Here is a 23,934-nt window from a genome sequence, read left to right as displayed (position 1 = left end):
GGGGGTAGCCACACGCTCCGGAGATTGGGGTTCCCCCCCTCCCCGACCCTCCCCCCTAGCGAAGCTTTGCTTCGCGCGGAGGGGGGCGGGAGCACTTTGTCCGCGCGTGCTGCAAAAGCAGATGGCACTACTAACTTCACAGTTCTCATCATCAAAACCGCGGCAGATCGGGAAACGCCAGCTTGCCGCCATGCACATGTACGCGGCCAAGTTCGGCGCAGCGATGCAGCGTCGGAAACACCTTGCCGGGATTGAGCAGACCCTGCGAGTCGAAAGCGCATTTGATACGCTGCTGCTGATTGAGATCGACCTCGCTGAACATCTCCGGCATCAGGTCGCGCTTCTCGATGCCGACGCCGTGCTCGCCGGTCAGCACGCCGCCGACCTCGACGCACAGCCTCAGAATATCTGCGCCGAAGTCTTCCGCGAGCTGCAACTCGCCGGGCTTGTTCGCATCGTACAGAATCAGCGGGTGCAGATTGCCATCGCCGGCATGAAACACATTGGCGACGCCGAGGCCGTATTTGGCAGACATCTCCTTCATGCGACGCAGGACGAGTGGCAATGCCGCACGCGGAATGGTGCCGTCCATGCAGAGATAGTCCGGCGAGATGCGGCCCACCGCGGGGAAGGCTGCCTTGCGGCCAGACCAGAATAGCAGGCGTTCCTGTTCGGAGGTCGATACCTGGCAGGTGGTCGAGCCGCAGCCGAGCGCTATCTTCTCGACGCGCTTGATGAGTTCGTCGACTTCGACGCTTGGGCCGTCGAGCTCGATGATGAGCAAGGCTTCGACGTCCAGCGGATAACCGGCATGCACGAAGGCTTCGGCCGCATGGATCGCCGGCTTGTCCATCATCTCCATGCCGCCGGGGATGATGCCGGCGCTGATGACATCGGCAACGCATTGGCCGGCCTGCTCGACCTCAGCAAAGCCGATCATCAGCGCACGCGCCGTTTCCGGCTTCTGCAGGATACGCACGGTGATTTCGGTGATGACACCCAGCAGACCTTCGGAGCCGGTTATGATCCCCATTAGGTCGTAGCCCGATGTCTCTGCGGTCTTGCCTCCAACGCGAATGACTTCGCCCGACATCAGCACGATCTCGCAGCCGAGCAGGTTGTTGGTGGTCATGCCGTATTTGAGGCTGTGCACGCCGCCGGAATTCTCCGCGACATTGCCGCCGATCGAACAGGCGATCTGGGACGACGGATCCGGCGCGTAGTAGAAGCCGGCATGCGCCACCGCCTGGCTGATGGCGAGATTGGTGACGCCGGGCTCGACAACAACGGCGCGATTGTCGAAATCGATCTCGCGCACGCGCTTGAACTTGCCGAGACCAAGCAGTACCGCGTCGGCCAGCGGCAGCGCGCCACCAGACAGCGACGTGCCCGAGCCGCGCGGCACCACCTTGATGCCGTTCTCGTGACAATATTTCAGAACTTTTGAGACTTGTTCAGTCGTATCGGGCAACACGACGACCATCGGCGGCTGGCGATAGGCCATCAGCCCATCCGACTCATAGGGCAGCATTTCCGCAGCGCTGGAGATCACGCCCTCGCCCGGCACCAGCTTGTGCAGCGCAGCGACAATGGCCTCGCGCCTTGCGAGGACAGCCTGATCCGGCGCGGGCATCATGATGGTCATTGAACGCGCACTCCCGAAGATCGCAGCGATAACTCGGCTGCTTTGCCATGAATCAACCACGTCCATGCGGCTTTGGGTAGCTTACCAAAGCATGACGCGTCGCGTGGTGCCGGGACGCGCGGCAGCCGCCATCGCACTTGTGGACTACTCGGAGCGTGTGCAACAAACTAAGCTGGAAAGCCAACCAACAAAAAGAGCCATCCATGAAGTCTGTCACTTTCGGCGCCCTGATCGTTCTTGCCGCCTCGACCGCCTCCTCCTTCGCACTTGCACAGGACGTCGCCGCCGGGAAATCCTCCTTCAACAAATGCCTCGCCTGCCACGCCGTCGGCGAAAACGCCAAGAACAAGGTCGGTCCGGAACTCAACGGGTTGAACGGCCGCAAATCTGGAACCGCCGAGGGCTATTCCTATTCGGACGCCAACAAGAATTCCGGCATCACCTGGGATGAAGCGACGTTCAAGGAATACATCAAGGACCCGAAGGCCAAGATCCCGGGCACCAAGATGGCCTTTGCCGGCATCAAGAAGGAGTCCGAGGTCAACGACCTCTGGGCCTTCCTCGCGCAGTTCGACAAGGACGGCAAAATCAAGCCGTAAGCGCTGAAGCCTTTTGGTTTGGCGCGTTTTCTTGATGCGAACCGGTGCCCACTGCGCTTGAAAACGCGCTAGGCGCCGGCCGCCATCTTGGTCGGCAGCACGGCCTGCACCACAAGCCCGCGTGCGCGGGCATCCATCACGCCGACGGCGCGCAGCGCCAGCAGCGTGACGGTCTGCACCGCGTCGCGCAGCTTGGCTTGATCTTCGAGATTGTCAGGCGCCATCGGCCCGACCAGCGCTTCATGCAACGCGCCGAGCAGTGCGGCGGCTGCGAGCGCCGTGTCCTGCGCTGGCAAATGACCGGCGCGAATAGCGGCCGCAATGCGGGATTCGATCTCACCGGCGATCTCACGGCGACTGGCCAGCCGCGATTCCGTCACATCGACCTCGACTGGCTCGGCCAGGATGCCCCACGACAATTTGCGGTGTGACACGACATGCACAGCCACCGTGGTCACCGCAGCAGCCAGCGCCGATGACGGTCCCGGCGCAGCATCCGCAGCCCGTCGAATCGCGGCGAGTTCGTCGCGCGAGACGTCGGCGATGAGTTCGGAAATCAGGTCGGCCTTGGACGGGAAATACCGATAAACCGTGCCCGCCGCGACATTGGCGCGAACCGCAACCGGCGCAATCTGAACCGCCGCCATGCCACCTTCGGCACAGGTTTCGCGTGCCGCCGCCAGAATGGCGCTGCGCCGCGCCGCAAGCCGCTTCACGACTTGATGGGTCCGTCGGTAAACCATGAGCGTCTCATCCCCGGCACCCCTTGGCCAACCTGACGGCTGTCACAAATAAGGCGCGTAACTTCAAGGTTTTGAGCGACCTCCGAGGTGCTCGCGATAAGAACTGAACACTAGTTCAGACTCGTTGACAAGGCATTTTGTGCATAGCGGGATTCAACTTTTCGGGTAGATCTAGCCGCCAAAACCGAGCGCCCGGGCGGCCGCGGCGACCGCCATCCCGGTGATGACGGCAACGAAGTCGTTGCGGCGGATGATGGTCACGGCCATCGCGGCGAGGATCGCGAAAACCACCACCGGCCCGCCATTGACGGCCACGGGCAGCGCGGCGGCGACGATGATCGAGCCCGGCAATGCGTCGAGCATCCGGCGCACCCGCGGCGTGACGTTGACGTAGCCCATCAGCCAGTAGCCGCCGAGGCGCGAGGCCACTGTGACCGCCGTCATGACAGCAAAAGCGACCATCACATCGCTGCGCAAAAATTCCGTCATGCGGACACGCCCGCCGGATGTTGCGGTTCGGGTTCGTCCATGAGCCCGGCACTGATCGCTCCCGATAGCGCGCCGGCGATGATGAACCACCAGCCCGGCACCAACCAATGCACCGCGAGGGCAACGACGCCCGACACGACCCAAGGGATGGCACGGCGGGGGCCCTTCCATGCGGGCACCAGCATCGCGGCATAGAAGGCCGGCATCACCAGATCGACACCATACTTTCTCGGGTCAGTGAGCTGTTCGGCCAGCAGGAAGCCCGGGATCGCCGAGAACAGCCAAGTAAAATACAGCACGATACCGCCACCGAGATAGAACGACGCATCGGCCCCGCCATGATCGCGATAGCGCATTGCTGCGAGCCAGCCGCCATCAGTGACCAAGAGCATCGACGGATAGGCCTGCCACGCGGGCAACGTGCCGAACCACGGGCGCAATGTCGCGCTCATCAGGAAGAAGCGGATGTTCACGGTGAGCGTCAGCAGCGCCAGCGTCGCGATCGCGCCCGGCGTCAAAACATAAGGCCATGACTGCACCGCAACAAACTGTGACAAGCCGCCATAGACCGTCGCCATCATCACCTCGACTTCGGCAAGCGTGAGGTTCTTCTGCGCACACAGCGCACCGAATGCCATGCCGAAAGCGAGCGTGCCGGGCAGCATCGGGCCGATGGCAATGATGCCGGGCACGATAGCGGCCTTCGACCAATAGGCTGGCGCTTTCGGGATGTGGCTGGAATGCATCGACTGATCCGCGTGACGCCCGCAGGCCAATCATGCCTGCGGGCATCACGCGATCAGGTCAAGCGATGCGGATTCATATGCGCCATGCAGCGGCGGATATGAGACCAAAGACTACTCCCAGTTCAGCGCGCCACCATTCTGGTATTCGATCACCCGGGTCTCAAAGAAGTTCTTCTCCTTCTTCAGGTCCATGGCTTCCGACATCCACGGGAACGGATTTTCCGTCTCAACGAACACCGGCGCGAGACCGATCTGGGCGCAGCGGCGGTTGGCGATGAAGCGCATATAGGTCTCGCACAGTGCCGCATTCAGTCCAAGGAAGCCGCGCGGCATGGTGTCCCGCCCGTAGGCCGCCTCGAGCTCGGCCGCGGTGCGGATCATGTCGCGGATTTCCTCCTGGAACGCTTTGGTCCAGAGGTGCGGATTCTCGATCTTGATCTGGTTGATGACGTCGATGCCGAAATTCAGGTGGATCGATTCATCGCGCAGGATGTACTGATACTGTTCGGCGATCCCGACCATCTTGTTGCGGCGGCCGAGCGACAGGATCTGCGCAAAGCCCGTATAAAACCACATGCCTTCGAAGATCACATAGAACGCCACGAGATCGCGCATGAAGGCCTGATCGGTCTCCGGCGTGCCGGTCTTGAAGTCGGGATCGTCGAGATGCTGGGTGTGCTTAAGCGCCCAGGCGGCTTTCTCGGTGATCGAGGGCACCTCGCGATACATGTTGAACAGCTCGCCCTCATCGAGGCCGAGACTCTCGACGATGTACTGGAAGGTGTGCGTATGCACCGCCTCCTCGAACGACTGCCGCAGCAGATACTGCCGGCATTCCGGATTGGTCAGATGGCGATAGATTGCCAGCACGATATTGTTGGCGACGAGCGACTCCGACGCGGCGAAGAAGCCGAGATTGCGCTTGATGGCGCGGCGTTCGTCTTCAGTAAGACCGTCGCGCGACTTCCACAGCGCGATATCCGCCTGCATCGAGACTTCGGTTGGCATCCAGTGATTGTTGCAGCCGGCGAGATACTTCTCCCACGCCCACTTGTATTTCAGCGGCAGCAGTTGGTTGACGTCAGCGCGGCAGTTGATCATCCGCTTCTCGTCCACCGAGACACGGCCGCCGGAGCGATCGATGGTGCCGAGACCCGTGGCGTCGGCCGGAGATTGCGGGATCGGGATGAAGGCGGGGGTTTTGGGAGCGGATGAGGTATCGGACCAGTCGAGCATGGGTGTTCCTTGCGTATTTGTTCGGCCCTCATGGTGAGGAGCCCGCTCTTCAGCGGGCGTCTCGAACCATGAGCGTGGGGCCATCCTTCGAGACGCGGCCAAGAAGCCGCTCCTCAGGATGAGGTCAGTGTGTTTGGCGCACCCTTACTGGCACGCCTCGCATTCGGGGTTGTCGATCGAGCATGCCATCGCGACATTCAGCTCCGGCGCCGTGACGGAAGACTGAACGAGGATCGGCGCGCCTGCCACCTTCGCCGCAGCGACTGTTGCTGACACGGCATTGAGCTTGCCGTCCGTGCCCTTCAGCGTCGACTTCTCCACATGCGTGGCACTGCGCGAGCGCAGGTAGTAGGTCGTCTTCAACCCCAGCGTCCAGGCCAGGCGATAGAGCTGGTCGAGCTTCTTGCCGGATGGATTGGCGATATAGAGATTGAGCGACTGCGCCTGATCGATCCACTTCTGACGGCGCGAGGCTGCCTCGATCAGCCACGCGCTGTCGATCTCGAACGAGGTCGCATACAGCGCCTTGAGATCGTCAGGCACGCGATCGATCGATCCGACGCTGCCGTCGAAATATTTGAGGTCAGAGACCATCACGTCGTCCCACAACCCGCGCTTCTTCAGATCGCGCACGAGGAAAGCATTCACCACTGTGAAATCGCCTGACATGTTCGATTTGACATACAGGTTCTGATAGGCCGGCTCGATCGACTGCGCGACGCCGCAGATATTGGAGATCGTCGCTGTCGGCGCGATCGCCATCACGTTGGAATTACGCATACCGGTGGACTTCACACGGTCACGCAGGCCGTTCCAGTCGAGCGTGGTCGAGCGATCCATCTGCACGCCACCGCGGGCTTCCGCGAGTATCTCGATGGAGTCGATCGGCAGGATGCCGCGGCTCCACAGCGATCCATCGAAGGACGGATAACGGCCGCGCTCGGCGGCGAGATCTACCGATGCGGAGATCGAGTGGAAGGCAATCGCTTCCATGCTGGTGTCGGCAAACGCCACGGCCGCATCCGACGCCATCGCGATACCCTGCACCTGCAGTGCATCCTGAAAGCCCATCAGACCGAGACCGACCGGGCGATGCTTGAGGTTGGAACGCCGCGCTTCCGGGATGGTATAGAAGTTGATGTCGATGACATTGTCGAGCATCCGCATCGCCGTGGTCACGGTGCGTTTGAGCCTGATGTGATCGAGACCGTCCTTGCCGATATGATTGAGCAGGTTGACGGAGCCGAGATTGCAGACGGCCACTTCGTCGTCCGAGGTGTTCAGCGTGATCTCCGTGCAGAGATTCGATGAATGGATCACGCCGGCATGCTGCTGCGGCGAGCGCAGGTTGCACGGGTCCTTGAAGGTGATCCAGGGGTGGCCGGTCTCGAACACCATGGTCAGCATGCGGCGCCACAGGTCAGTTGCGCGCACTTTCTTGAACACGCGGATTTCTCCACGCGCGGCCTTTTCTTCGTAAGCCGCGTAACGCTCCGCGAATGGCTTGCCATAGAGATCATGCAGCTCAGGCGTTTCGTCCGGCGAGAACAGCGTCCATTCGCCGTCGGCTTCGACGCGCTGCATGAACAGGTCCGGCACCCAGTTGGCCGTGTTCATGTCGTGGGTGCGGCGGCGGTCGTCGCCGGTGTTCTTGCGGAGATCGAGGAATTCTTCGATGTCGATGTGCCAGGTTTCCAAGTAAGCGCAGACCGCGCCCTTGCGCTTGCCGCCCTGATTGACGGCGATGGCCGTATCATTGGCAACCTTGAGGAACGGCACCACGCCCTGGCTCTCGCCATTGGTGCCCTTGATATGGGCGCCCAAGCCACGCACGCGGGTCCAGTCATTGCCGAGACCACCGGAATATTTCGCCAGCAGCGCATTGTCCTTCACCGACTTGAAGATGCCATCGAGATCGTCGGCCACGGTGGTGAGGAAGCAGGACGACAGTTGTGGGCGCAGCGTGCCGGAATTGAACAAAGTCGGCGTCGAGGCCATGAAGTCGAACGACGACAGCAGATTGTAGAATTCGATGGCGCGGGCTTCGCGGTCGATCTCGCGCAGCGCGAGGCCCATGGCAACGCGCATGAAGAAGGCCTGGGGCAGTTCGATGCGATTGCCCTGCACATGCAGGAAGTAGCGGTCATAGAGCGTCTGCAATCCCAGGAACTGGAACTGAAGGTCCCCTTCCGGCTTCAGCGCGGCAGCGATTCGCTTCAGGTCGAAGCGCGCGAGTTCGGGATCGAGCAGCTCGGCTGCAATGCCGGTCTTGATATAGGCGCCGAAATATTCGGCGTAGCGCGTGGTCATGTCGGCCTGCGACGCGTGGGTCGGCGAGCCCCCGACAAAGGACAGGACTTCGGTGCGCAGTTTGTCGAGCAGCAGGCGGGCGCTGACGAAGGTGTAATTCGGCTCCTGCTCCACCAGCGTGCGCGCGGCCATGATGCCGGCCAGCGCCAATTCGTCCAGCGTGATGCCGTCATAGAGATTGCGGCGGGTTTCCTCGAGCACCGGAGCCGCATCGACGCCGTCGAGACCGGTGCAGGCCTCGTTGACGATCAGCGCGAGACGCGCCGAATCGAGCTGCGCGCGTGTGCCGTTGGCGAGGGTGACGTGCAGCACCGGTGCGGTGGAAACCAGCGCGGGCTTGGCTGCCAGTTCCTCGGCGCGGGTGCGCGCGCGCTCCTCGCGATACAGCACATAGGCGCGGGCCACCTTGTGGTGCTCGCTGCGCATCAGCGCCAGCTCGACCTGATCCTGGACGTCCTCGATATGGAAGGTGCGGCCTTCACCGACGCGGCGCGTCAGCGCAGCCACGACGTCGCCGGTCAGCTGTTCTACCGCCTCATGCACGCGGCGCGACGCCGCTGCCGTGTGGCCCTCGACCGCGAGGAAAGCCTTGGTCATGGCCACGGAAATCTTGCTGCCGTCGAAGGGAGATACGGTGCCGTTGCGCCGGATGATCTGCATCGAGGGTTCGCGCGCAGGCGCAGCGAGCGTTTCCGGCGACAGTTGAATCAGCGGCGCATGAGCCGCATCGCGTCCGTTGGACAAAACAGAAGATGAAGTAGGCATCGGCAAGACCCCGTGTGATGCATCAAGCAATGGGGGCTGGGGCCGAAAGGACGCTGCAAAATACACGGCGGAAATCCGCCAGCATTGCCTGCAAGCGACCGCTGGGACACCCCGCCCATGGACGTTCTGGTGTCGCGGCAGGTCTCCTGGCTCGCAGGTCAATGTCTGTTTCAGCCTTCCCGATGCTTGCGCATCAGTGACTTCAATCGAAACAGACTCACTGCTTACAGTTGCGGGGGCAGCGCCGGAATATGACGCAAAACAGCGTCTTTACCGGCTTCCCTCTTAGCCACCAAGTCTTGCGACCAGGCGGACCGTGACATCTACATTTGGTGTGACCCGCGGTGAAGTGTCAAGCGAGCATTGGCGCCGAACGCAACAAATTCGGTAGGGCTGTTGGTTCAGTGGACAACCGCTTGCGTGGCTGAAACCGCGGGATCGTTGGCGGTTTCTGCACGATGCGATTCGTTGTCCGAAAGGACCGTGAGGCGCAGAAGAGCCACATCAATCGATGGAGGATGCCATGCGGAACCTGGCAACGAGCACTGAGAGAACCGAGTTCAACGCTTTCGTGGGGCACGCAGGCGCGGTCACGGCGTTCGAGACGACGGAGCAGATCGCCCGCCTTCGCCTCGACGACATGCTCAACGACGCGTTGATGGACAGCTTTCCTGCGAGCGATCCGATTTCTTCGTTGCAACTCGCCTGAGCGGATCAGACCGCGCGAAAGCTGGCCCGATACTGGCTGGGCGTCAGGCCAAGCCGCCGCACGAAGACCTGACGCATATGTTCGGCGGTGGTGAAACCGGATTCATAAGCCACCACCTTCAGCGGCAGATCGCTGCCTTCGAGGCGGTTGCGTGCCGTGTCGATCCGGGCGCCCTCCACAAAATCTGCCGGCGTCATTTTGGTCTCGAGCTTGAACACCCGCGCGAAGGTGCGCGCGCTCATGCCCGCCACATCGGCCAATTCATCCACGCTGTGTGCGTCACGCAGATGCGCCATCACATGGGCATGGACTCGCGCGATCGGCGAGTCCGGCTCGGCCGGCGGTACCAGATACGGACTGAATTGCGACTGGCCACCCTGGCGCTGCGCCACCACGACCAGACGCTTGGCCACAGCCAACGCAACGTCCGCACCATGATCTTCCTGGACCAGCGCGAGACCCAGATCGATGCCTGCGGTGACGCCGGCTGACGTCACCAGCGCACCGTCACGACTGTAGATGCGATCGAACTCCACATGCGCTTTGGGAAAACGCAGCGCCAATAGCGGCGCGTTCTGCCAGTGCGTCGTCACCGTCTTGTCGTCAAGCAAGCCTGCATGGCCGAGCGCGAATGCCCCGGTGCAGACCGAGCCATAACGCTCCGCATGGAGCGCCGCATTGGCCAGCCACTCTGTAAGCTGCGGATCCGCCTCTGCCGTCGGCAGCCCAGGCCCGCCGGCCACCAGAACCAGATCCCAGGGTTTGTTCGCATCACTGAACGCCAGATCGGCAGATATCCGCAGGCCGTTCGATGCACGCAGCGGCGCGCAGTCTGCAGCGACAAGTGTAATGTCGTAGCCGTCGCCCGGTGCAACGAAGCCATTGGCCTCCATGAACACATCAAGCGGACCGGCTACGTCCAGCGACTGGACGCCCGGAAAGATCGCAAGAGCAACGGTCTTCATGGTGATGCTTCATTCCGACGGCGAGGACAGGCCCAAGTCATTCTGAATAGATAGTCGTCTTGCGGCAGGAAATCACGGGCGAATGGCAGCTTTGCAGGGCGCGGCGCGATTGCGAGGACACCGCCCGCCGGCGACAACGGATGCATCACAACACCCCCGCAAGGAGCATCTCATGAGCAAGACCATTGCCGGCATCAAAGTCCCCGACAGCGCCCTCGCCCGCCAGGTCGATCAGCTGGTGCGCGATACCGAAAGCGATCTTCTGTATCATCATTCCAATCGGGTTTTCCTGTTCGGCGCGCTCGCCGGGCAACGCAAGGGTCTCAAGGTCGATTCCGAATTGCTCTATGTTGGCGCGATGTTTCACGACATGGGCCTGCAGGCGCCCTATGCGAGCAAGGATGAACGTTTCGAAGTCGATGGCGCAAATGCTGCCGCGGACTTTCTGCGCAGCCACAGTATCGATGAGCGCGACATCGACGATGTCTGGGACGCCATCGCGCTTCACACGACACCGGGCATTCCCAAGCACAAACGGCCTGTCGTCGCGCTGGTGACCGCAGGCGTCGAGATGGACGTCCTGGGTCTGGACTACGATGCCTTCACCGAACATCAGCGCCAAGAAGTATGCACGTGCCATCCGCGCGGCCATGACTTCAAGAACGGGATCATCGATGCGTTCGCTGCAGGGACGATCCACAAGCCGGAGACCACCTTCGGCAACGTCAAGGCCGACGTGCTCGACCTCCGCGACCCCACCTACAAGCGCGCGAATTTCTGCAGCATCATCCTGAACTCGGCGTGGAGCGAATAGACTCCCGGACGCGCATGGCGATCAACGCTGCCACCAGCAGCGTTGCGCCAAAACCCGTGGGGGCGCCGAGGAACGGATAGGCGATCAGGAGCACAGCAGCAAGGCCGAGGACCGGCAGTTCGTGGCTGCGAAAGCCTTCGGCGAGACCGATACGGGCGATGAAGCCGATGGCAATCGCAAGCACCATCACGTCGTACAGGAAAAGGTAGGGCGTCGTGAGCAAGGCGCCGACTGCCAGCGCAGCGGCTTTCAGTTCATAGCGCGCGCTGCTGCGCCACAACGGCACCAGCACCGCTACGACGGCACCAATCATGATCCACTGGAACGTCCAGGCCAGCGGCTCGCTGCCGTCGAAATAGCGCACCAGTGCGAAGACGCTCTGCATCTTGCCCCATGGCGCGCGGCCTTCGGTGAGGAAGGCCTGCGAGAACATCGGCATCCAGTGAATGAAGGCCTGCCAGCTCTCGGTGCCAAAAGCGAGCCACGACACCGCGGCCAGCAGCACGGTTGTGATGCCCGCGCTGACGAAGGCCTTCCATTGTGACGCTGCGATCAGCATCAGCGGAAACAGGAAACCATATTGCGGCTTGTAGCTGAGCAGGCCCAGACAGATCCCCGACAGGATCGGCCGCGTCGGCAGCAGCACCAGCATGCCGCCGATCAGCGCCGCTGTCAGAAATCCATTCTGCCCGACAAGGCCGTTGGTCATCACCACCGGAAAAGCCGCAGCCAGTAAAAGGCCGAAGGGACGACCGACGATCGCACGCATCGCCGCCAGATACGGCACGAAGCTGACGGCAGCCCAGCCAGCAAAGGCCACGGCATAAGGCAGCTTTGCGAGCAGTGCCGCGATGAACAGGAACGGTGGCGGATAATGCCAGGCGAAATTGCCGGAATAGCTCTGACCGAGAACCGCTATCTGGACCTTTTTCTGGATGTCCCAGTCATAGGCCCAGGCCGGATGACCATCGAGCACCAATCTCCCGGCAGACCACACATTGACGAAGTCGGTGGGCGAGCCGAGGCCGTCTTCATAGATCCAGCCGCGACCGTAGAAGGTCGGAAAGAAGGCGAGATGCAGCATCGTCAGGATCGTGCAGACGATCAGCAGCGCCGGCGGAACAGGCCCACGCTCAGGTATCGAAGTCATGATGAGCGGCGCTGGCATAGGGTCCCCAATGCGCATCAAGGGCGCCGGGCGACAGTGCCGAGGGAAGTTTGAGGAAGGTTTAAGTGGGACGTGGTCCCCAGATCGGGCCTCGCTCCATTTGAGCTACAGATAACAAAAAACGCGGCCTTTCGGCCGCGTTTTGCATATTTGCGTGTGAACGACTTTACGCCTGCGGCTGCGGCTCCAGGCCACCGTCCGGACGCGGGCGCGGCTTGCCAGCGGGCGGCACAGCCGAGGTGCGCGGGCCCGACGGCTCCAGCACCGACTCGCGGTTCGGCTTCTTGCCATTCAGCAAATCCGTGATCTCGTCGCCCGAGAGGGTTTCGAATTCGAGCAAGCCCTTGGCCAGCGTTTCGAGGTCATCGCGCTTCTCGGTGAGGATCTTGGTCGCTTCGTCATAGCCTTCGGCGACCAGACGCTTCACTTCGGAGTCGATCTTCTGCGCCGTGGATTCCGAGACCGCCTGGGTGCGGTTCATCTGCATGCCAAGGAAGACTTCGTCGTTGTTCTCGCCATACGACACCGTACCGAGTTCTTCCGACAGGCCCCAGCGCGTCACCATCATGCGAGCCAGCCGCGTGGCCTGCTCGATATCCGAGGACGCACCCGAGGTGACCTTGTTGCGGCCGAAGATCAATTCTTCAGCAACGCGGCCACCCATCATGATGGCGAGGCGCGAGGTCATCTGCTCCAGGGACATCGACATCTTGTCGCGTTCCGGCAGCTGCATGACCATGCCGAGCGCACGGCCGCGCGGAATGATAGTCGCCTTGTGGATCGGGTCGGTGGCGACGACGTTGAGGCCGACGATGGCGTGGCCGCCCTCGTGATAGGCCGTCAGCATCTTCTCTTCCTCGGACATCACCAGCGACTTGCGCTCGGCGCCCATCATCACCTTATCCTTGGCCTCTTCGAACTCGCTCTGCGTCACCATGCGCTTGTTACGGCGCGCGGCAGTCAGTGCGGCCTCGTTGACAAGATTCATCAGGTCCGCGCCGGAGAAACCGGGCGTGCCGCGGGCAATGGTCTTGAGGTTGATATCCGGCGCCAGCGGCACCTTGCGGACATGGACCTTGAGGATCTGCTCGCGACCGACGACGTCCGGATTCGGTACCACGACCTGACGGTCGAAACGGCCGGGACGCAGCAGCGCGGGATCCAGCACGTCCGGACGGTTGGTGGCGGCGATCAGGATCACGCCTTCATTGGCCTCGAAGCCGTCCATCTCGACCAGCAACTGGTTGAGGGTCTGTTCGCGCTCGTCATTGCCGCCGCCGAGACCGGCGCCACGATGACGACCGACGGCGTCGATTTCGTCGATGAAGATGATGCAGGGCGCATTCTTCTTGGCCTGCTCGAACATGTCACGCACACGGGATGCGCCGACGCCGACGAACATTTCGACGAAGTCCGAACCCGAAATGGTGAAGAACGGCACATTGGCTTCGCCCGCGACCGCACGCGCGATCAGTGTCTTACCGGTGCCGGGAGGGCCAACCAGCAGCACGCCGCGCGGGATACGTCCGCCGAGGCGCTGATACTTGCCGGGGTCGCGCAGGAATTCGACGATTTCCTGCAGGTCCTGCTTGGCCTCATCGACACCGGCGACGTCCTCGAAGGTGACGCGGCCATGCGCTTCCGTCAGCATCTTGGCGCGCGACTTGCCGAAGCCCATCGCCTTGCCGGCGCCGCCCTGCATCTGGCGCGACAGGAAGATCCACACGCCGATCAGCGCGATGAACGGCAGCCATGAGACGAGCAGCGACACGAACCACGGCACGTTGTCGCCCGGAGCCTTCGCGGTGATCGAGACCTTGGCGTCATACAGACGCTTGATCAGGGTCGGGTCGCTCGGGGCATAGGTCTGGAAGCTGGAGCCGTTGGTGAAGGTGCCGTGAATCTCGGGACCCTGGATTACGACATCGCGGACGTGATTTTGATCAACTTCGGTGAGGAGCTGCGAGAACGAAATGTCTTGCGAGGCGGTGCGCTGACCAGGATTCTGGAAAAGCGTGAACAGCGCCAGCAGCAACAAAACGATAATGACCCAGAGGGCAAAATTGCGCAGGTTCGCGTTCATCGATCTTCCTTCGTCGCCGCGCGAAATCGCGGCCTTATTCCCTTGTGGGTCGCCACAAGGGTTCACCCTGGGTCGGTCGGATACAATCTAGGTGCGACCGAGGGCGCTGCCAAGGGAACTGGGATGGACTATTTAACGCATCTACGCGCATTTCCGGTTCAAATAATGGCAGTGCTGACAGGGTTTTCCCACGGTGGTTAAGGTACTGTGGGGCCACAGGTAGCTCTTTGCACTCAATCGGCGCGGCGACGCCTGGGCGGCGCCGGAACGATTCTCAGGCGGTCCTGCGTCAGCGTGATCATGGCACCGGCGAGCGTCTGCTTCAGCAGAGTACCTTTCCCGCCCGATCGCGTGGCCTGAGCCATGGCGAATACCAGCGTTTCGACCTTACCGAGCTCGGCCGGCCCTTCGTGCCCGACCTGATCGATCATCCGCAGCAACAACCGAACGCGAATTTCCTCCGCGAGCCCCGCAAATGCTCCCGCATCGATGGCTTCAGGCACCCTGCCCGGGCTGTGCAGTGCCAGAAACCGCTCTGCCCCGTCGACCATCAGCTCCAGCGCGGCATCGGCACGCCGGAGCCGCGTCGCCAGCCGGGCGAGGTTACGCGAATCGAAGCCCTCGGACGCCAGCGCTGGCATCAGAGCCCGCAGCCGCGGACGGGTGTAGCTCGGATCGGAGTTACTCGGATCGGTCGCGAAGTCGATTTTCGCTTTGGTCAGCGTCGCAACAAGTTGCACTTTCGCGATGTGCAAAAAGGGACGCGCGAGCTGGATGCCGTCACGCTCGGTCAGCCGCGCCATGCCTGCGAGCCCGGCGATGCCGCTGCCGCGCGCCATCCGCATCAGCAGGGTCTCGGCCTGATCGTCGCGGGTGTGGGCAGTCAGTACATGGAATGCTCCGACGCTGCGCGCGGCCTTAGCCAGCAGCAGATAGCGCGCATCGCGGGCCGCGGCAGGCAGTCCGGTTTTCGGCTTGGCGCCAGTCCAGCGGAGAGTGCGGTGAGGAATATCGAGAGATGCCGCGAGCCGCTTCACGTCGCGGGCCTCGCGGGCCGCTTCAGGCCGCAAACCATGGTCGATGGTCACCGCAATAAGGTCGGGGCCGCGTTTGAGCGCACGCCGCCAACGCGCGGCGAGCCACATCAGAGCGACGGAATCAGGACCGCCGGACACGGCAAGGACCAATGCTGGCGCGGACGCCCAGTCAGCGAATAGCTGTTTCGCCATCTGGGCCGAAATCGGCGACTGGTCGTCGTCGGACATGCGCGTCGGAACCGGTTGCGACCCGGCTCATCGTCCGGGTCGATTTGCCAGGGCGTGATCTTGTCCGAAAACCGGGCTCCACTTTTCGGGATCACGCCTTAGCACTTAACGCGTTTTTGCTCGCGGTCCACGCCCTGTTTCACGCCGGCCGAGGCGCGGGGATATTTCCGTGTCACTTCACCGAAGGCGGCACAGGCCGCTTCCTTTTCCTTCAGCGCGGCCAGCGACTGGCCGAGCCGTAGCAACGCATCGGGCGCCTTGGCAGAGGTGTCGTATTTCGTGGTCACGCCCAGGAATGTCTCGGCGGCATCGCGATATTTCTGGCGCTGGAAGAAGCTCTCGCCGAGCCAATACTGCGAATCCGCAATCATTGGATCACCGGGATATTTCTGGGCGAAGTTGCGCATGGTCTCTTCGGCCAGCGCGTAATCACGACGCTGCATATAGCCGATGCCGAGATCGAACTCGTCCTTCGGGGTCGCGCCCGGCGGCAAGGTCGTCAGTGCTGGCGCAGCTCCGCCTTGGGCGGCATTGCCCAGCGGGAGCGGCTCGCCGGCCCCACGACCGCCCTGTGCACCGACCGGCGCGTTTGCGGGCATCGGCTGCTGCCCGCCGCCCAGCGCGCGCGGCACGCCCGGCGCATTGGGGTTCGCATTGGGATCGAACGCATCGTTACGACGGCCAGCGCGAGGAGCCGGCGCGGGATCCTGAGCAATTGGTGCAGGTGCCGCGATCTGCGGCTGTTGCTGATTGTAACCGGGCTGCGGTGCCTGCTGCACCGGGGCGGCAGCGATATTGGGCCGGCCGCCGGCAGCACCGGGAGGCGCACCGGCCGGGGCGCCGCCGGCCTGCAGCTGCCGAAGCTGATCCTCGAGCTGGCGGTTACGGAACTGCAGCTCCTCATTCTGGCCGGTGAGCTGCCGCAGCTGGTTCTGCAACCGCTCGATCTGCAAGCCCTGATCGGCATCGTCGTCGCCCGACTGCTGGCCGTAGCCCTGCTGACGGGGAGCCGGTTGACCGAACAACTGCGCCCAAACCGGCGAAGCCGTGACGAGCAGTATGGAGACGAGTGCAGCGCCGGCGAGCGAATGAGATCTGGATGACATTTGAGCCTGAAAATGACCGGTTTCGCGCCCCATCGGCGCGCATCACGATGAGGATTTCACTACGCCAAAAATGTGACTTTCGACAGCGACAAAGGCGCCCGTTGAAAACAAAAACGGCGCCTGCCCCGGGGGCAGACGCCGTTTTGTTTGATATCAGACGTCGCTTACGCGCCGGCGTTCAGCACGGTGACCGCACGGCGGTTCTGCGACCAGCACGAGATGTCGTTACACACCGCGACCGGACGTTCCTTGCCGTAGGAGATGGTGCGCATCCGGCTGGCATCGATCCCGCGCGACGCCAGGAAGGTGCGAACCGACTGGGCACGGCGGGCGCCGAGCGCAATATTGTATTCGCGGGTGCCGCGCTCGTCCGCATGACCTTCGATGGTGAAGGAATAGCGGTTGTACTGCTGCAGCCACTGCGCCTGCTTGTCCAGGGTCGCGATCGCCTGCGGCGACAGTTCGGTCTGATCGCTCTCGAAGAACACGCGATCGCCGACATTGACGACGAAGTCCTGCTGGCTGCCCGGCGTGGCGGCATTGGCCATCGCGCCATCGGCACCCAAACCATTCTTGTTGGCGCAGGCGCCCATCGACAGCGCCACGGCCAGCACTGCAGCCAGTTTTAATCCCTGGAGGATACGCATCTGATGCTTCATTCCCGGAGCCTCCACGCTCACGCTTTACCCAACTGTCATTCGGTCTACAGGGCGTTGGTTAAGCGAACGTTCCGTCAACCTTGATGAGGTGTTGCCAAAACCGATCAAAAGCCACAGGCCGCGAAAAAGCAACGACGTGGTTAATGGTTGGCAAATGTGGCGCGACGGTGAAGGTTCTGAGAAAGCAGCTGGTTTTAGGCAGAATCCCGCTGCAGGGACTGCTGAGAAAGTCAACAATGACCGACGACGGGACTGTCGCCCCCTTCAGGTGCGGGGCAACACCGCGGCCTGGGCGATATGGAACTCGGATGAATGGAGATCCGGCGCCAGGGGCTCGCTCTTGCGCTCGAACAGAGCCCGCTGCTCGAAGAGACTGGAGCGGAAATGTGGGTAGCGCATGAAAATGCGTTCGCGCACCGCGGCGTAGTCGGCCGCCATCAGGCATAGCGGCTTGGTCAGCGTCGGATAGGGCCGCGGCTCGCACATCGGCGTCTGCAGGAAAACCTTGCGATAGAATGCGCGATGCTCGGCGCGCACGGTCGCCGTCCCGATATCAGCCTTGAAATAGCCGCAGGCGACATAGCCCAGCCGAACCGTCATATAGGGCAGTTCAGGAAACTTGGTGCGGTTGTTCGGGTCGGCCACGAAGCGGTTCGGGTCGACGATGATCTTCCCTTTGTCCAGCTCGGGACGCAACAGGTCTCCGAATGCATCGACGGCAGGCGTTTCCGGATTGTCCGGCGTCGCTACGCTGACGCGCAGCGAACTGGCGAGCTCGCCATCAACGAATATCCCGAAAGTCCATGAATTCGGCAAATCGTCGAAACGGTCGGCGAGACGGCGATCCGCGCGAGGCTCGATGGCCCCCTCATGGAGATAGGCTCTATAGCGCAGGCTATAGATCGCCTCTTTCTCAGCTTCGGTTTCGGCAAGACGGTAGTCAACCCGGTCGAGAATATCGCTGCGCTTCGAAGCTTCAGTCGCTTGATCGGCCGAAGCCATCATTCCGTCTCCTACGCACCAACGCCATGACTACGCGAGTAAGGAAAGGTTAAAGCTTTCTTAAAAGTTGTCAAAGGTTCTGCCACAATGTGGTTAACCCTTTTGGCCTATTCGGCGTGCGAAACGAATGGAAATGGAAATTCGAGAGTGTGGCCCGCGGCTGGTCAGGCCGGCGCGCGCGTGGCCTCGACATTGGCGCCGGGCTCGATCACGCGACGTCCGTGGGATGCGTCCAGGAGCTGCCTGATCCGGGTCGCAGGCACCGGGCGGCTGAACAGATAGCCCTGCGCCTCGCTGATCGTGCCGTCGGCACTGATCAACTCGAGTTGCTCGTTGGTCTCGATGCCTTCGACGACAACCGTCATTCCCAGATCGGCACTGAGGCGCGCAACGCCGCGCAGCAGCGTCAACGGACGGTCCGTATCGATCCCTTCGAGGAATGAGCGATCGATCTTCACCTTCTGCAGCGGGAAATTGTGCAGATAGCTCAGGCTCGAATAGCCGGTACCGAAATCGTCGAGCGAAATCCGGCAACCTGCAGCGTGAAGCTGCGCGAGGGCATCGTGGGTCCACTGCGTATTACGCAGCAGCGACGATTCGGTGATCTCGATCTCAAGACGACGCGCCGGCAACCCGGACACATCGAGGGCGTAGCGTACCTCGCTCAACACATCGCGCTGATGAAACTGCTGCGACGAGAAGTTGACGGCGACGCTGACCGCGTCCGGCCACTTCATGCATTCGATACAGGCCTTGCGCAGAATCCAGCGGCCAAGATCGACGATCAGGCCCATGTCTTCTGCGACGGGAATGATATCGACCGGCGAAACAGTGCCGCGAACCGGATGATTCCAGCGCAGCAGCGCTTCGCAGGTCGAGATGCGTCCCGACTTCAGATTGACCAGTGGCTGGTAGTAAATCTCGAATTCTTCATTGGCGAGCGCCTGGCGCAGATCCAATTCGAGCACGCGGCGCGCCTCGACCGTCTGGGCCATCTCGTCGCGGAAGAAGCAGAAGGTGCCACGGCCGGAGGCCTTCGCACGATACAACGCCATATCGGCGTTCTTCAAAAGGTTGTCTGCACTGACATCGGGTTCCGTCAAGGCGATGCCGACGCTGGCGCCGATCTCGACCTGATGATTGTCGACCTCGTAGCGCTCACTGAGCCGTTCGACGATGCGACGCGCCAGATCGGCTGCATCATGATTTGTCTTGATGGCACGTTGGAACACGACAAATTCGTCACCGCCAAAACGAGCCACGAAGTCATCCGCGCGCAACATTTCGCGCAGCCGATCGGCGACCATGCACAACAGCTGATCACCGCATGGATGACCAAGCGTATCGTTGACCTGCTTGAACTGATCGAGATCGACGAACAGCAGGGCCGACAGCGTGGATTGGTCCGAGCTCTTCAGCATGCGGCCGATTTCGTTCCGGAAACTGACCCGGTTCGGCAGCCCCGTCAATTCGTCGAAACGCGCCATGTGGCTGATACGCGCTTCGGAATTGCGGCGCTCGGTAATATCTTCAAGCAGAACGACCGTGCCGCCGCCGACCATCGGCTGAAACTTCCACGACAATGCACGTTCACTCTCGTGGGCATGATCAAGGGTCGTGATTTCGGCTGCCTTCGAGCTTTCAATCTCGGTGATGATGGTCATCGCGCTGGCCGATGACACTGTCCCTGCATTGACGCAGAGCGAGACGACTTCGCGAGCAGTCACGCCGCGCTGCACGAGATCCTCTGAAATCTCCATCATCGCGGTAAAGCGATTGTTGAGCACCGCCAACCGACCATCGGCGCCGAACATGCACAGGCCGTTGGGCATATTGTTCAGCGCCGTATCGAACTGGCCGGCGATGGAGCCGACCCGCTCGGTGGCCAGCAGCGCCTTGACGTAGACGTCATGCAGACGAAGCGTGATCCGGCGCAGGCCGACAAAGAACAGGACGTTCAGAAACGCAAAGCCGATATAGTAGAAGTCACCGTGGATAATCAGCGCCAGCGCCATCGGACCGCACGCCAGCAGCACCTGCAACTGCGCGATCTTCGGACGGCCATAGGTTCGGCCGGCACCGGCCGCGATATAAGCGACGGTCACTGCCGTACCCAGCATATGCGCGACCGGATCATCGCTGCCGAGCAGAACGACCCAACACCACAGGCCCAACGCGGCTGCATAGAGCGAGCCGCCAACCATGTAATTGAATTCCCAGCGGATCGCCTCGTCAGGCGTCAGCGCGGTCTCGCGCTTTTCATAGCGGCTAAGCTGAAGGGCCCGCAAAGCGCCAATGACGATGATCAGGGCGGCGCATGGCCACAGCAAAGGGTTGCCGGTCTTCACCGCAGTCATGACTGCGCCGGTCCCGGCGCAGACCGCACCGGCCAGCATCGGAATCGGGTTTTCGAACAAGGAATCGACGAGCGCCGTGTAGATCGACGGCGACATCGATTTGCTGTTCGTCCGGTTGTGGTCGGCGAGCTGCATCGGGCGTAAATGCGTCCTGTTCAGGCGCACATTGGTACCGGGTCCTGATGAAGTCTTTCTGAGGGAACATCGTTAGCGAACTGTTTACGCATTCGCATAAACAGCAAATCTGCTCGTGATTTCAGCGCGGTGGGCAAAGTTTGCCGGGAATAGCCGGTAATCCGCCCGTCACCGCCAATCGTTTGTTTACGATAGTAATGGCGACCAGGCCGGGTCGGACGCGAAGCCGGGCGTCGGGACCTTGAGTTCGTTACGACCCGAAACGTCGACCGTAAACAGGGACGGGCCCCCGCCCGTATCGCGGAAGAACATGATCACGCGGCCATTGGGCGCGAAGGTCGGACCCTCATTATGATAGCCGGAAGTCAGCAGCCGTTCGCCGGAGCCATCGGGCTTCATGATGCCGATCGAGAACTGCCCGCCGCCCTGCTTGGTGAAGGCGATATAGTCGCCGCGCGGCGACCAGACCGGGGTCGAATAGCTGCCTTCCCCGAACGAGATGCGCTGGGCACCGCCGCCGGTGGCCGCCATCGTATAGATCTGCGGTTTGCCGCCGCGATCGGATTCGAAACAGATCCGTGCCCCGTCCGGCGAATAGGACGGCGAGGTATCGATCGCCGGCGTATCGGTGAGCCGCGTCGTGGACTTCGACCGCAGGTCCATGACGAAGAGGTTGGAATTGCCGCCCTGCTGCAGGCTCATGATGACGCGCTGGCCATCCGGCGAGAAACGCGGCGAGAACGACATGCCCGGGAAGTTGCCGACAACCTCGCGCTGGCCTGTCTCGATATTGAAGAGATAGACCTTGGGATCACCCTGACCGAATTCCATATAGGTGATCTCTTGCGTCGACGGCGAGAACCGCGGCGTCAGCACCAGATCCGCCCCGCGCGTCAGGTAACGCACATTGGCACCGTCCTGATCCATCAGCGCCAGTCGCTTGACGCGGCGCTCCTTGGAGCCCGTTTCGTCAACGAAGACCACGCGGCTATCGAAATAGCCCTTCTCGCCGGTCAGGCGCTCGTAGATCTGGTCGGAAATGATATGGGCGATACGACGCCAGTATTCCGGCGAGGTGAAATATTGCTGGCCTGCCAATTGCTGACCGGTGGCGATGTCCCACAGACGAAATTCGGCTTTCAGGCGACCATCGCCCTGACGGGTCATGCGGCCGGTGACCAGCGCCTGTGCATTCACGGTCTTCCAGTTCACGAAGTTCGGCGGCGCGTCGATGTTGACGGCCTTCTCGACGAAGGCGGCCGGATCGATCGGCGCGAACAGGCCGCTGCGCTTGAGATTGTTAGTGATCACCTGCGAAACGCCGACGCTGACTTCGTTGTCGGCGCCGGTGCCGGCATTGAAATTCGGAATCGCGATCTGCATGGGCGCAACGTCACCGCCGGTGATCGTCACGCGGGCTTGACCGAAAGCGGCGCGTTGACCGCCGATGATCAAACCGGCCGACGCGGCGCCGGCAATGAACTGGCGGCGGCTGGGCCGCAGCAGCGACCCTTCGAGTTCATTTTTAAAAATCATTTGTACCGGGCTTTTCATGTTGCGGTCTTCGTTGCAGCGCGAAGTCACGTTATTTTTTCAGTGAAATAAGGATTGAACGACTTCCATTCGTCGAACATCTGCGGCGGCAGCTTGTAGGGCTGGCAATCGATGATCGCACGCAGACCGCTCTCCTGATAGACCCGTTGATAAGGCGTGGTCGGCCGTCCGATCGCCACCGGAGTCGCCTCCAGCGTGCCGTCCTTCTTCAGTGCGATGCTGAACTCCGCTTCGACCTGCTGGGCTTCGATGCCGCCATACGGCTTCTTCCAGCAGCGATCCACCTGCTGCTTGAACATGGCGCCCCAGGTGGCGACGTTGCTGCCGGCTTTGCCTTTTGACGTGCCGAGCGCCTCGTTCGGATTAAGGTCCGAGCCCGTCATCGAATTGCGGGTCGGATCGCGCTTGTCGATCAGTGCTGCGATTTTCGACTGGTCAAACACACGCTCAGCCTTCTTGGTCTCTTCGGCCTTGGCTTTTGCTTCAGCCTTGGCTTTTGCTTCGGCGTCAGCCTTGGCTTTGGCCTCAGCCTTCGCTTTGGCTTCGGCTTTCGCCTTGGCCTGCGCTTCGGCTTTTGCCTTGGCTTCCGCCTGCGCCTTGGCGTCAGCTTCCGCTTTCGCTTCAGCTTCCGCCTTGGCGTCGGCGACTGCCGCGGCTTTCGCCTCCGCCTTGGCCTTGGCATCGGCCGCGGCTTTGGCTGCGGCTTCGGCTTTTGCGGCTGCCTCCGCCTTTGCTGCTTCGGCAGCGGCCTTTTCGTCGGTCTTGGGCTGTTCCTTCGGCGCCGTCTCGGTGATCACCGGCGGCTTCTTGTCGTCAATCTTGCCGACAGTGTCTTCGGCCGGTGGCTTGGCCTCGGCGATCTTCTCCACCTTCGGCTTCGTCGTTTCCTTCTTGCCAGTCTTCTGCCCGGCCATGGCCTGGCTTTCAACGCTGATATCGACGCCGACGGAATCCTCCGGCATCACTTCCAATGCCTTGGAAGAAAACGTGAGAAGTCCCCACCCGATCACGATGACGTGCAGGGCTACCGATGCGATGAGTGTCTTGTCGACCTTCACGATCAGATTTCCAATCCTGCTCCTGCCCAGATCAACCGGCTGTTCCACGAGCTTACGTCCCCTGCTCCGGCAGGATCACGATATTGGCCTTGAATCCGGCAGAGCGAACAGTGCCGAGCAATTTCATCATGTCCGTGTAACAGACGTCCTTGTCACCACGGAGAAACACGGTGTTGTCTGTTTCCGAACGCGTCGCCCGGATCGCCTTGATCTTGGCGTCGAGCTCACTCACCGGCACGAGGGCGTCGCCGACATACATTTCGACCGCCGAATTACAGCCGCCGCCGGTGCGCTTCACCGACACGGTGAGCGGCGGAGCATTCTGCGATATCGACTTGCCGCCGCTCGCGATCGGCAGGTCGATATCGATGGTCGAGGTCATCAGCGGCGCCGACACCATGAAGATGATCATCAACACGAGCATGACGTCGACCATCGGGGTGACGTTGATCTCGGCCATGACGGCAGCACGCCGGCGCCCGCGCCGACCTCCGCCACCACCGCCCGAGCCCATATTCATCCCCAT

20 protein-coding genes and 1 riboswitch are annotated in these 23,934 nt (G+C 61.8%); of the genes, 3 read left to right on the top strand and 17 right to left on the bottom strand.

Features of this window, described 5'->3' with window-relative positions:
* Positions 1 to 151: 151 nt before the first annotated feature.
* The gene (locus tag AB8A50_RS26805; RefSeq protein WP_439079500.1) at positions 152 to 1,645 is read right to left on the bottom strand and encodes an FAD-linked oxidase C-terminal domain-containing protein; all 1,494 of its coding nucleotides are present in this window, start codon (positions 1,643 to 1,645) and stop codon (positions 152 to 154) included.
* Positions 1,646 to 1,848: 203 nt separating this feature from the next.
* Between AB8A50_RS26805 and cycA the strand changes: the two genes are divergently transcribed.
* Positions 1,849 to 2,244 carry a cytochrome c-550 CycA gene (gene cycA, locus AB8A50_RS26800; protein WP_115034028.1) on the top strand — a complete coding sequence of 132 codons (396 nt, stop codon included), beginning with the start codon at positions 1,849 to 1,851 and terminating at the stop codon, positions 2,242 to 2,244.
* 68 nt (positions 2,245 to 2,312) lie between these two features.
* Here cycA and AB8A50_RS26795 read toward each other — a convergent pair whose 3' ends face one another.
* The 5 genes from AB8A50_RS26795 to AB8A50_RS26775 form a co-directional block, all read right to left on the bottom strand.
* Entirely contained in the window at positions 2,313 to 2,987 is a 675-nt protein-coding gene (locus AB8A50_RS26795; protein WP_092139147.1) for a TetR/AcrR family transcriptional regulator, read from the bottom strand.
* Positions 2,988 to 3,158: 171 nt separating this feature from the next.
* Entirely contained in the window at positions 3,159 to 3,476 is a 318-nt protein-coding gene (locus AB8A50_RS26790) for an AzlD family protein (protein ID WP_439079499.1), read from the bottom strand.
* Positions 3,473 to 4,222 carry an AzlC family ABC transporter permease gene (locus AB8A50_RS26785; protein WP_439079498.1) on the bottom strand — a complete coding sequence of 250 codons (750 nt, stop codon included), beginning with the start codon at positions 4,220 to 4,222 and terminating at the stop codon, positions 3,473 to 3,475. The genes AB8A50_RS26790 and AB8A50_RS26785 overlap by 4 nt, the downstream gene beginning before the upstream one ends.
* A gap of 111 nt (positions 4,223 to 4,333) precedes the next feature.
* Positions 4,334 to 5,458, bottom strand: a complete 1,125-nt coding sequence (locus AB8A50_RS26780; protein WP_439079497.1) for a ribonucleotide-diphosphate reductase subunit beta — start codon at positions 5,456 to 5,458, stop codon at positions 4,334 to 4,336.
* Between the two features lie 144 nt (positions 5,459 to 5,602).
* Complete coding sequence (locus AB8A50_RS26775; protein ID WP_439079496.1) at positions 5,603 to 8,533, bottom strand: ribonucleoside-diphosphate reductase subunit alpha; 2,931 nt, start codon at positions 8,531 to 8,533, stop codon at positions 5,603 to 5,605.
* A gap of 119 nt (positions 8,534 to 8,652) precedes the next feature.
* Positions 8,653 to 8,867: riboswitch (cobalamin riboswitch) on the bottom strand.
* Positions 8,868 to 9,056: 189 nt separating this feature from the next.
* Between AB8A50_RS26775 and AB8A50_RS26770 the strand changes: the two genes are divergently transcribed.
* Positions 9,057 to 9,242, top strand: coding sequence for a hypothetical protein (locus AB8A50_RS26770; RefSeq protein WP_139212495.1), 186 nt, complete (start codon positions 9,057 to 9,059; stop codon positions 9,240 to 9,242).
* A gap of 5 nt (positions 9,243 to 9,247) precedes the next feature.
* On the opposite strand, the gene AB8A50_RS26765 is transcribed toward AB8A50_RS26770, so the two are convergent.
* Entirely contained in the window at positions 9,248 to 10,213 is a 966-nt protein-coding gene (locus tag AB8A50_RS26765; protein ID WP_439074036.1) for a GlxA family transcriptional regulator, read from the bottom strand.
* A gap of 166 nt (positions 10,214 to 10,379) precedes the next feature.
* On the opposite strand from AB8A50_RS26765, the gene AB8A50_RS26760 reads away from it, so the two are divergent.
* A complete protein-coding gene (locus tag AB8A50_RS26760) occupies positions 10,380 to 11,021 on the top strand; it encodes an HD domain-containing protein (RefSeq protein ID WP_439079495.1) in 642 nt (213 codons plus the stop codon).
* Here AB8A50_RS26760 and AB8A50_RS26755 read toward each other — a convergent pair.
* From AB8A50_RS26755 to AB8A50_RS26710, 10 genes are all read right to left on the bottom strand, one after another.
* Positions 10,993 to 12,189: a glycosyltransferase family 87 protein gene (locus tag AB8A50_RS26755; protein WP_439079494.1), complete on the bottom strand. Its 1,197-nt coding sequence runs from the start codon at positions 12,187 to 12,189 to the stop codon at positions 10,993 to 10,995. The two genes, AB8A50_RS26760 and AB8A50_RS26755, sit on opposite strands and share 29 nt — an antisense overlap.
* A 166-nt stretch (positions 12,190 to 12,355) precedes the next feature.
* Positions 12,356 to 14,272, bottom strand: coding sequence for an ATP-dependent zinc metalloprotease FtsH (gene ftsH / locus AB8A50_RS26750; protein ID WP_093759402.1), 1,917 nt, complete (start codon positions 14,270 to 14,272; stop codon positions 12,356 to 12,358).
* A gap of 233 nt (positions 14,273 to 14,505) precedes the next feature.
* Complete coding sequence (gene tilS / locus AB8A50_RS26745) at positions 14,506 to 15,537, bottom strand: tRNA lysidine(34) synthetase TilS (RefSeq protein WP_439079493.1); 1,032 nt, start codon at positions 15,535 to 15,537, stop codon at positions 14,506 to 14,508.
* A 98-nt stretch (positions 15,538 to 15,635) separates the two neighbouring features.
* Positions 15,636 to 16,643, bottom strand: a complete 1,008-nt coding sequence (gene ybgF, locus AB8A50_RS26740; RefSeq protein WP_439079492.1) for a tol-pal system protein YbgF — start codon at positions 16,641 to 16,643, stop codon at positions 15,636 to 15,638.
* Between the two features lie 164 nt (positions 16,644 to 16,807).
* Positions 16,808 to 17,302: a peptidoglycan-associated lipoprotein Pal gene (gene pal / locus AB8A50_RS26735; protein ID WP_068733555.1), complete on the bottom strand. Its 495-nt coding sequence runs from the start codon at positions 17,300 to 17,302 to the stop codon at positions 16,808 to 16,810.
* Between the two features lie 264 nt (positions 17,303 to 17,566).
* Positions 17,567 to 18,307 (bottom strand): N-acyl amino acid synthase FeeM domain-containing protein, encoded by a 741-nt coding sequence (locus tag AB8A50_RS26730; RefSeq protein WP_374725695.1) that lies wholly within the window; start codon positions 18,305 to 18,307, stop codon positions 17,567 to 17,569.
* Positions 18,308 to 18,468: 161 nt separating this feature from the next.
* A complete protein-coding gene (locus AB8A50_RS26725; protein WP_089261975.1) occupies positions 18,469 to 20,796 on the bottom strand; it encodes a putative bifunctional diguanylate cyclase/phosphodiesterase in 2,328 nt (775 codons plus the stop codon).
* Between the two features lie 186 nt (positions 20,797 to 20,982).
* On the bottom strand, positions 20,983 to 22,332 hold the full coding sequence (gene tolB, locus AB8A50_RS26720; protein WP_439079491.1) for a Tol-Pal system beta propeller repeat protein TolB: 1,350 nt from the start codon (positions 22,330 to 22,332) through the stop codon (positions 20,983 to 20,985).
* A 44-nt stretch (positions 22,333 to 22,376) separates the two neighbouring features.
* Positions 22,377 to 23,408, bottom strand: coding sequence for a cell envelope integrity protein TolA (gene tolA / locus AB8A50_RS26715; protein ID WP_439073096.1), 1,032 nt, complete (start codon positions 23,406 to 23,408; stop codon positions 22,377 to 22,379).
* A gap of 52 nt (positions 23,409 to 23,460) precedes the next feature.
* A complete protein-coding gene (locus tag AB8A50_RS26710) occupies positions 23,461 to 23,934 on the bottom strand; it encodes a biopolymer transporter ExbD (protein ID WP_093759405.1) in 474 nt (157 codons plus the stop codon).

Origin of the sequence: Tardiphaga sp. 841_E9_N1_2 (genome assembly GCF_051811065.1) — a bacterium.
GTDB lineage: Bacteria > Pseudomonadota > Alphaproteobacteria > Rhizobiales > Xanthobacteraceae > Tardiphaga > Tardiphaga robiniae.
This window is presented reverse-complemented; position numbering and strand designations above follow the sequence as displayed.

Excerpts from the sequence above, each read along its gene's own strand:
- AB8A50_RS26790 (WP_439079499.1), bottom strand. The coding sequence starts at position 3,476 with ATGACGGAATTTTTGCGCAGCGATGTGATGGTCGCTTTTGCTGTCATG.
- ybgF (WP_439079492.1), bottom strand. The coding sequence starts at position 16,643 with ATGTCATCCAGATCTCATTCGCTCGCCGGCGCTGCACTCGTCTCCATA.
- ftsH (WP_093759402.1), bottom strand. The coding sequence starts at position 14,272 with ATGAACGCGAACCTGCGCAATTTTGCCCTCTGGGTCATTATCGTTTTG.
- AB8A50_RS26785 (WP_439079498.1), bottom strand. The coding sequence starts at position 4,222 with ATGCATTCCAGCCACATCCCGAAAGCGCCAGCCTATTGGTCGAAGGCC.
- AB8A50_RS26725 (WP_089261975.1), bottom strand. The coding sequence starts at position 20,796 with ATGCAGCTCGCCGACCACAACCGGACGAACAGCAAATCGATGTCGCCG.
- tilS (WP_439079493.1), bottom strand. The coding sequence starts at position 15,537 with ATGTCCGACGACGACCAGTCGCCGATTTCGGCCCAGATGGCGAAACAG.
- AB8A50_RS26755 (WP_439079494.1), bottom strand. The coding sequence starts at position 12,189 with ATGCCAGCGCCGCTCATCATGACTTCGATACCTGAGCGTGGGCCTGTT.
- AB8A50_RS26805 (WP_439079500.1), bottom strand. The coding sequence starts at position 1,645 with ATGACCATCATGATGCCCGCGCCGGATCAGGCTGTCCTCGCAAGGCGC.
- AB8A50_RS26710 (WP_093759405.1), bottom strand. The coding sequence starts at position 23,934 with ATGGGGATGAATATGGGCTCGGGCGGTGGTGGCGGAGGTCGGCGCGGG.
- tolB (WP_439079491.1), bottom strand. The coding sequence starts at position 22,332 with ATGATTTTTAAAAATGAACTCGAAGGGTCGCTGCTGCGGCCCAGCCGC.
- AB8A50_RS26795 (WP_092139147.1), bottom strand. The coding sequence starts at position 2,987 with ATGGTTTACCGACGGACCCATCAAGTCGTGAAGCGGCTTGCGGCGCGG.
- AB8A50_RS26775 (WP_439079496.1), bottom strand. The coding sequence starts at position 8,533 with ATGCCTACTTCATCTTCTGTTTTGTCCAACGGACGCGATGCGGCTCAT.
- AB8A50_RS26770 (WP_139212495.1), top strand. The coding sequence starts at position 9,057 with ATGCGGAACCTGGCAACGAGCACTGAGAGAACCGAGTTCAACGCTTTC.
- AB8A50_RS26730 (WP_374725695.1), bottom strand. The coding sequence starts at position 18,307 with ATGATGGCTTCGGCCGATCAAGCGACTGAAGCTTCGAAGCGCAGCGAT.
- cycA (WP_115034028.1), top strand. The coding sequence starts at position 1,849 with ATGAAGTCTGTCACTTTCGGCGCCCTGATCGTTCTTGCCGCCTCGACC.
- AB8A50_RS26780 (WP_439079497.1), bottom strand. The coding sequence starts at position 5,458 with ATGCTCGACTGGTCCGATACCTCATCCGCTCCCAAAACCCCCGCCTTC.
- pal (WP_068733555.1), bottom strand. The coding sequence starts at position 17,302 with ATGAAGCATCAGATGCGTATCCTCCAGGGATTAAAACTGGCTGCAGTG.
- AB8A50_RS26760 (WP_439079495.1), top strand. The coding sequence starts at position 10,380 with ATGAGCAAGACCATTGCCGGCATCAAAGTCCCCGACAGCGCCCTCGCC.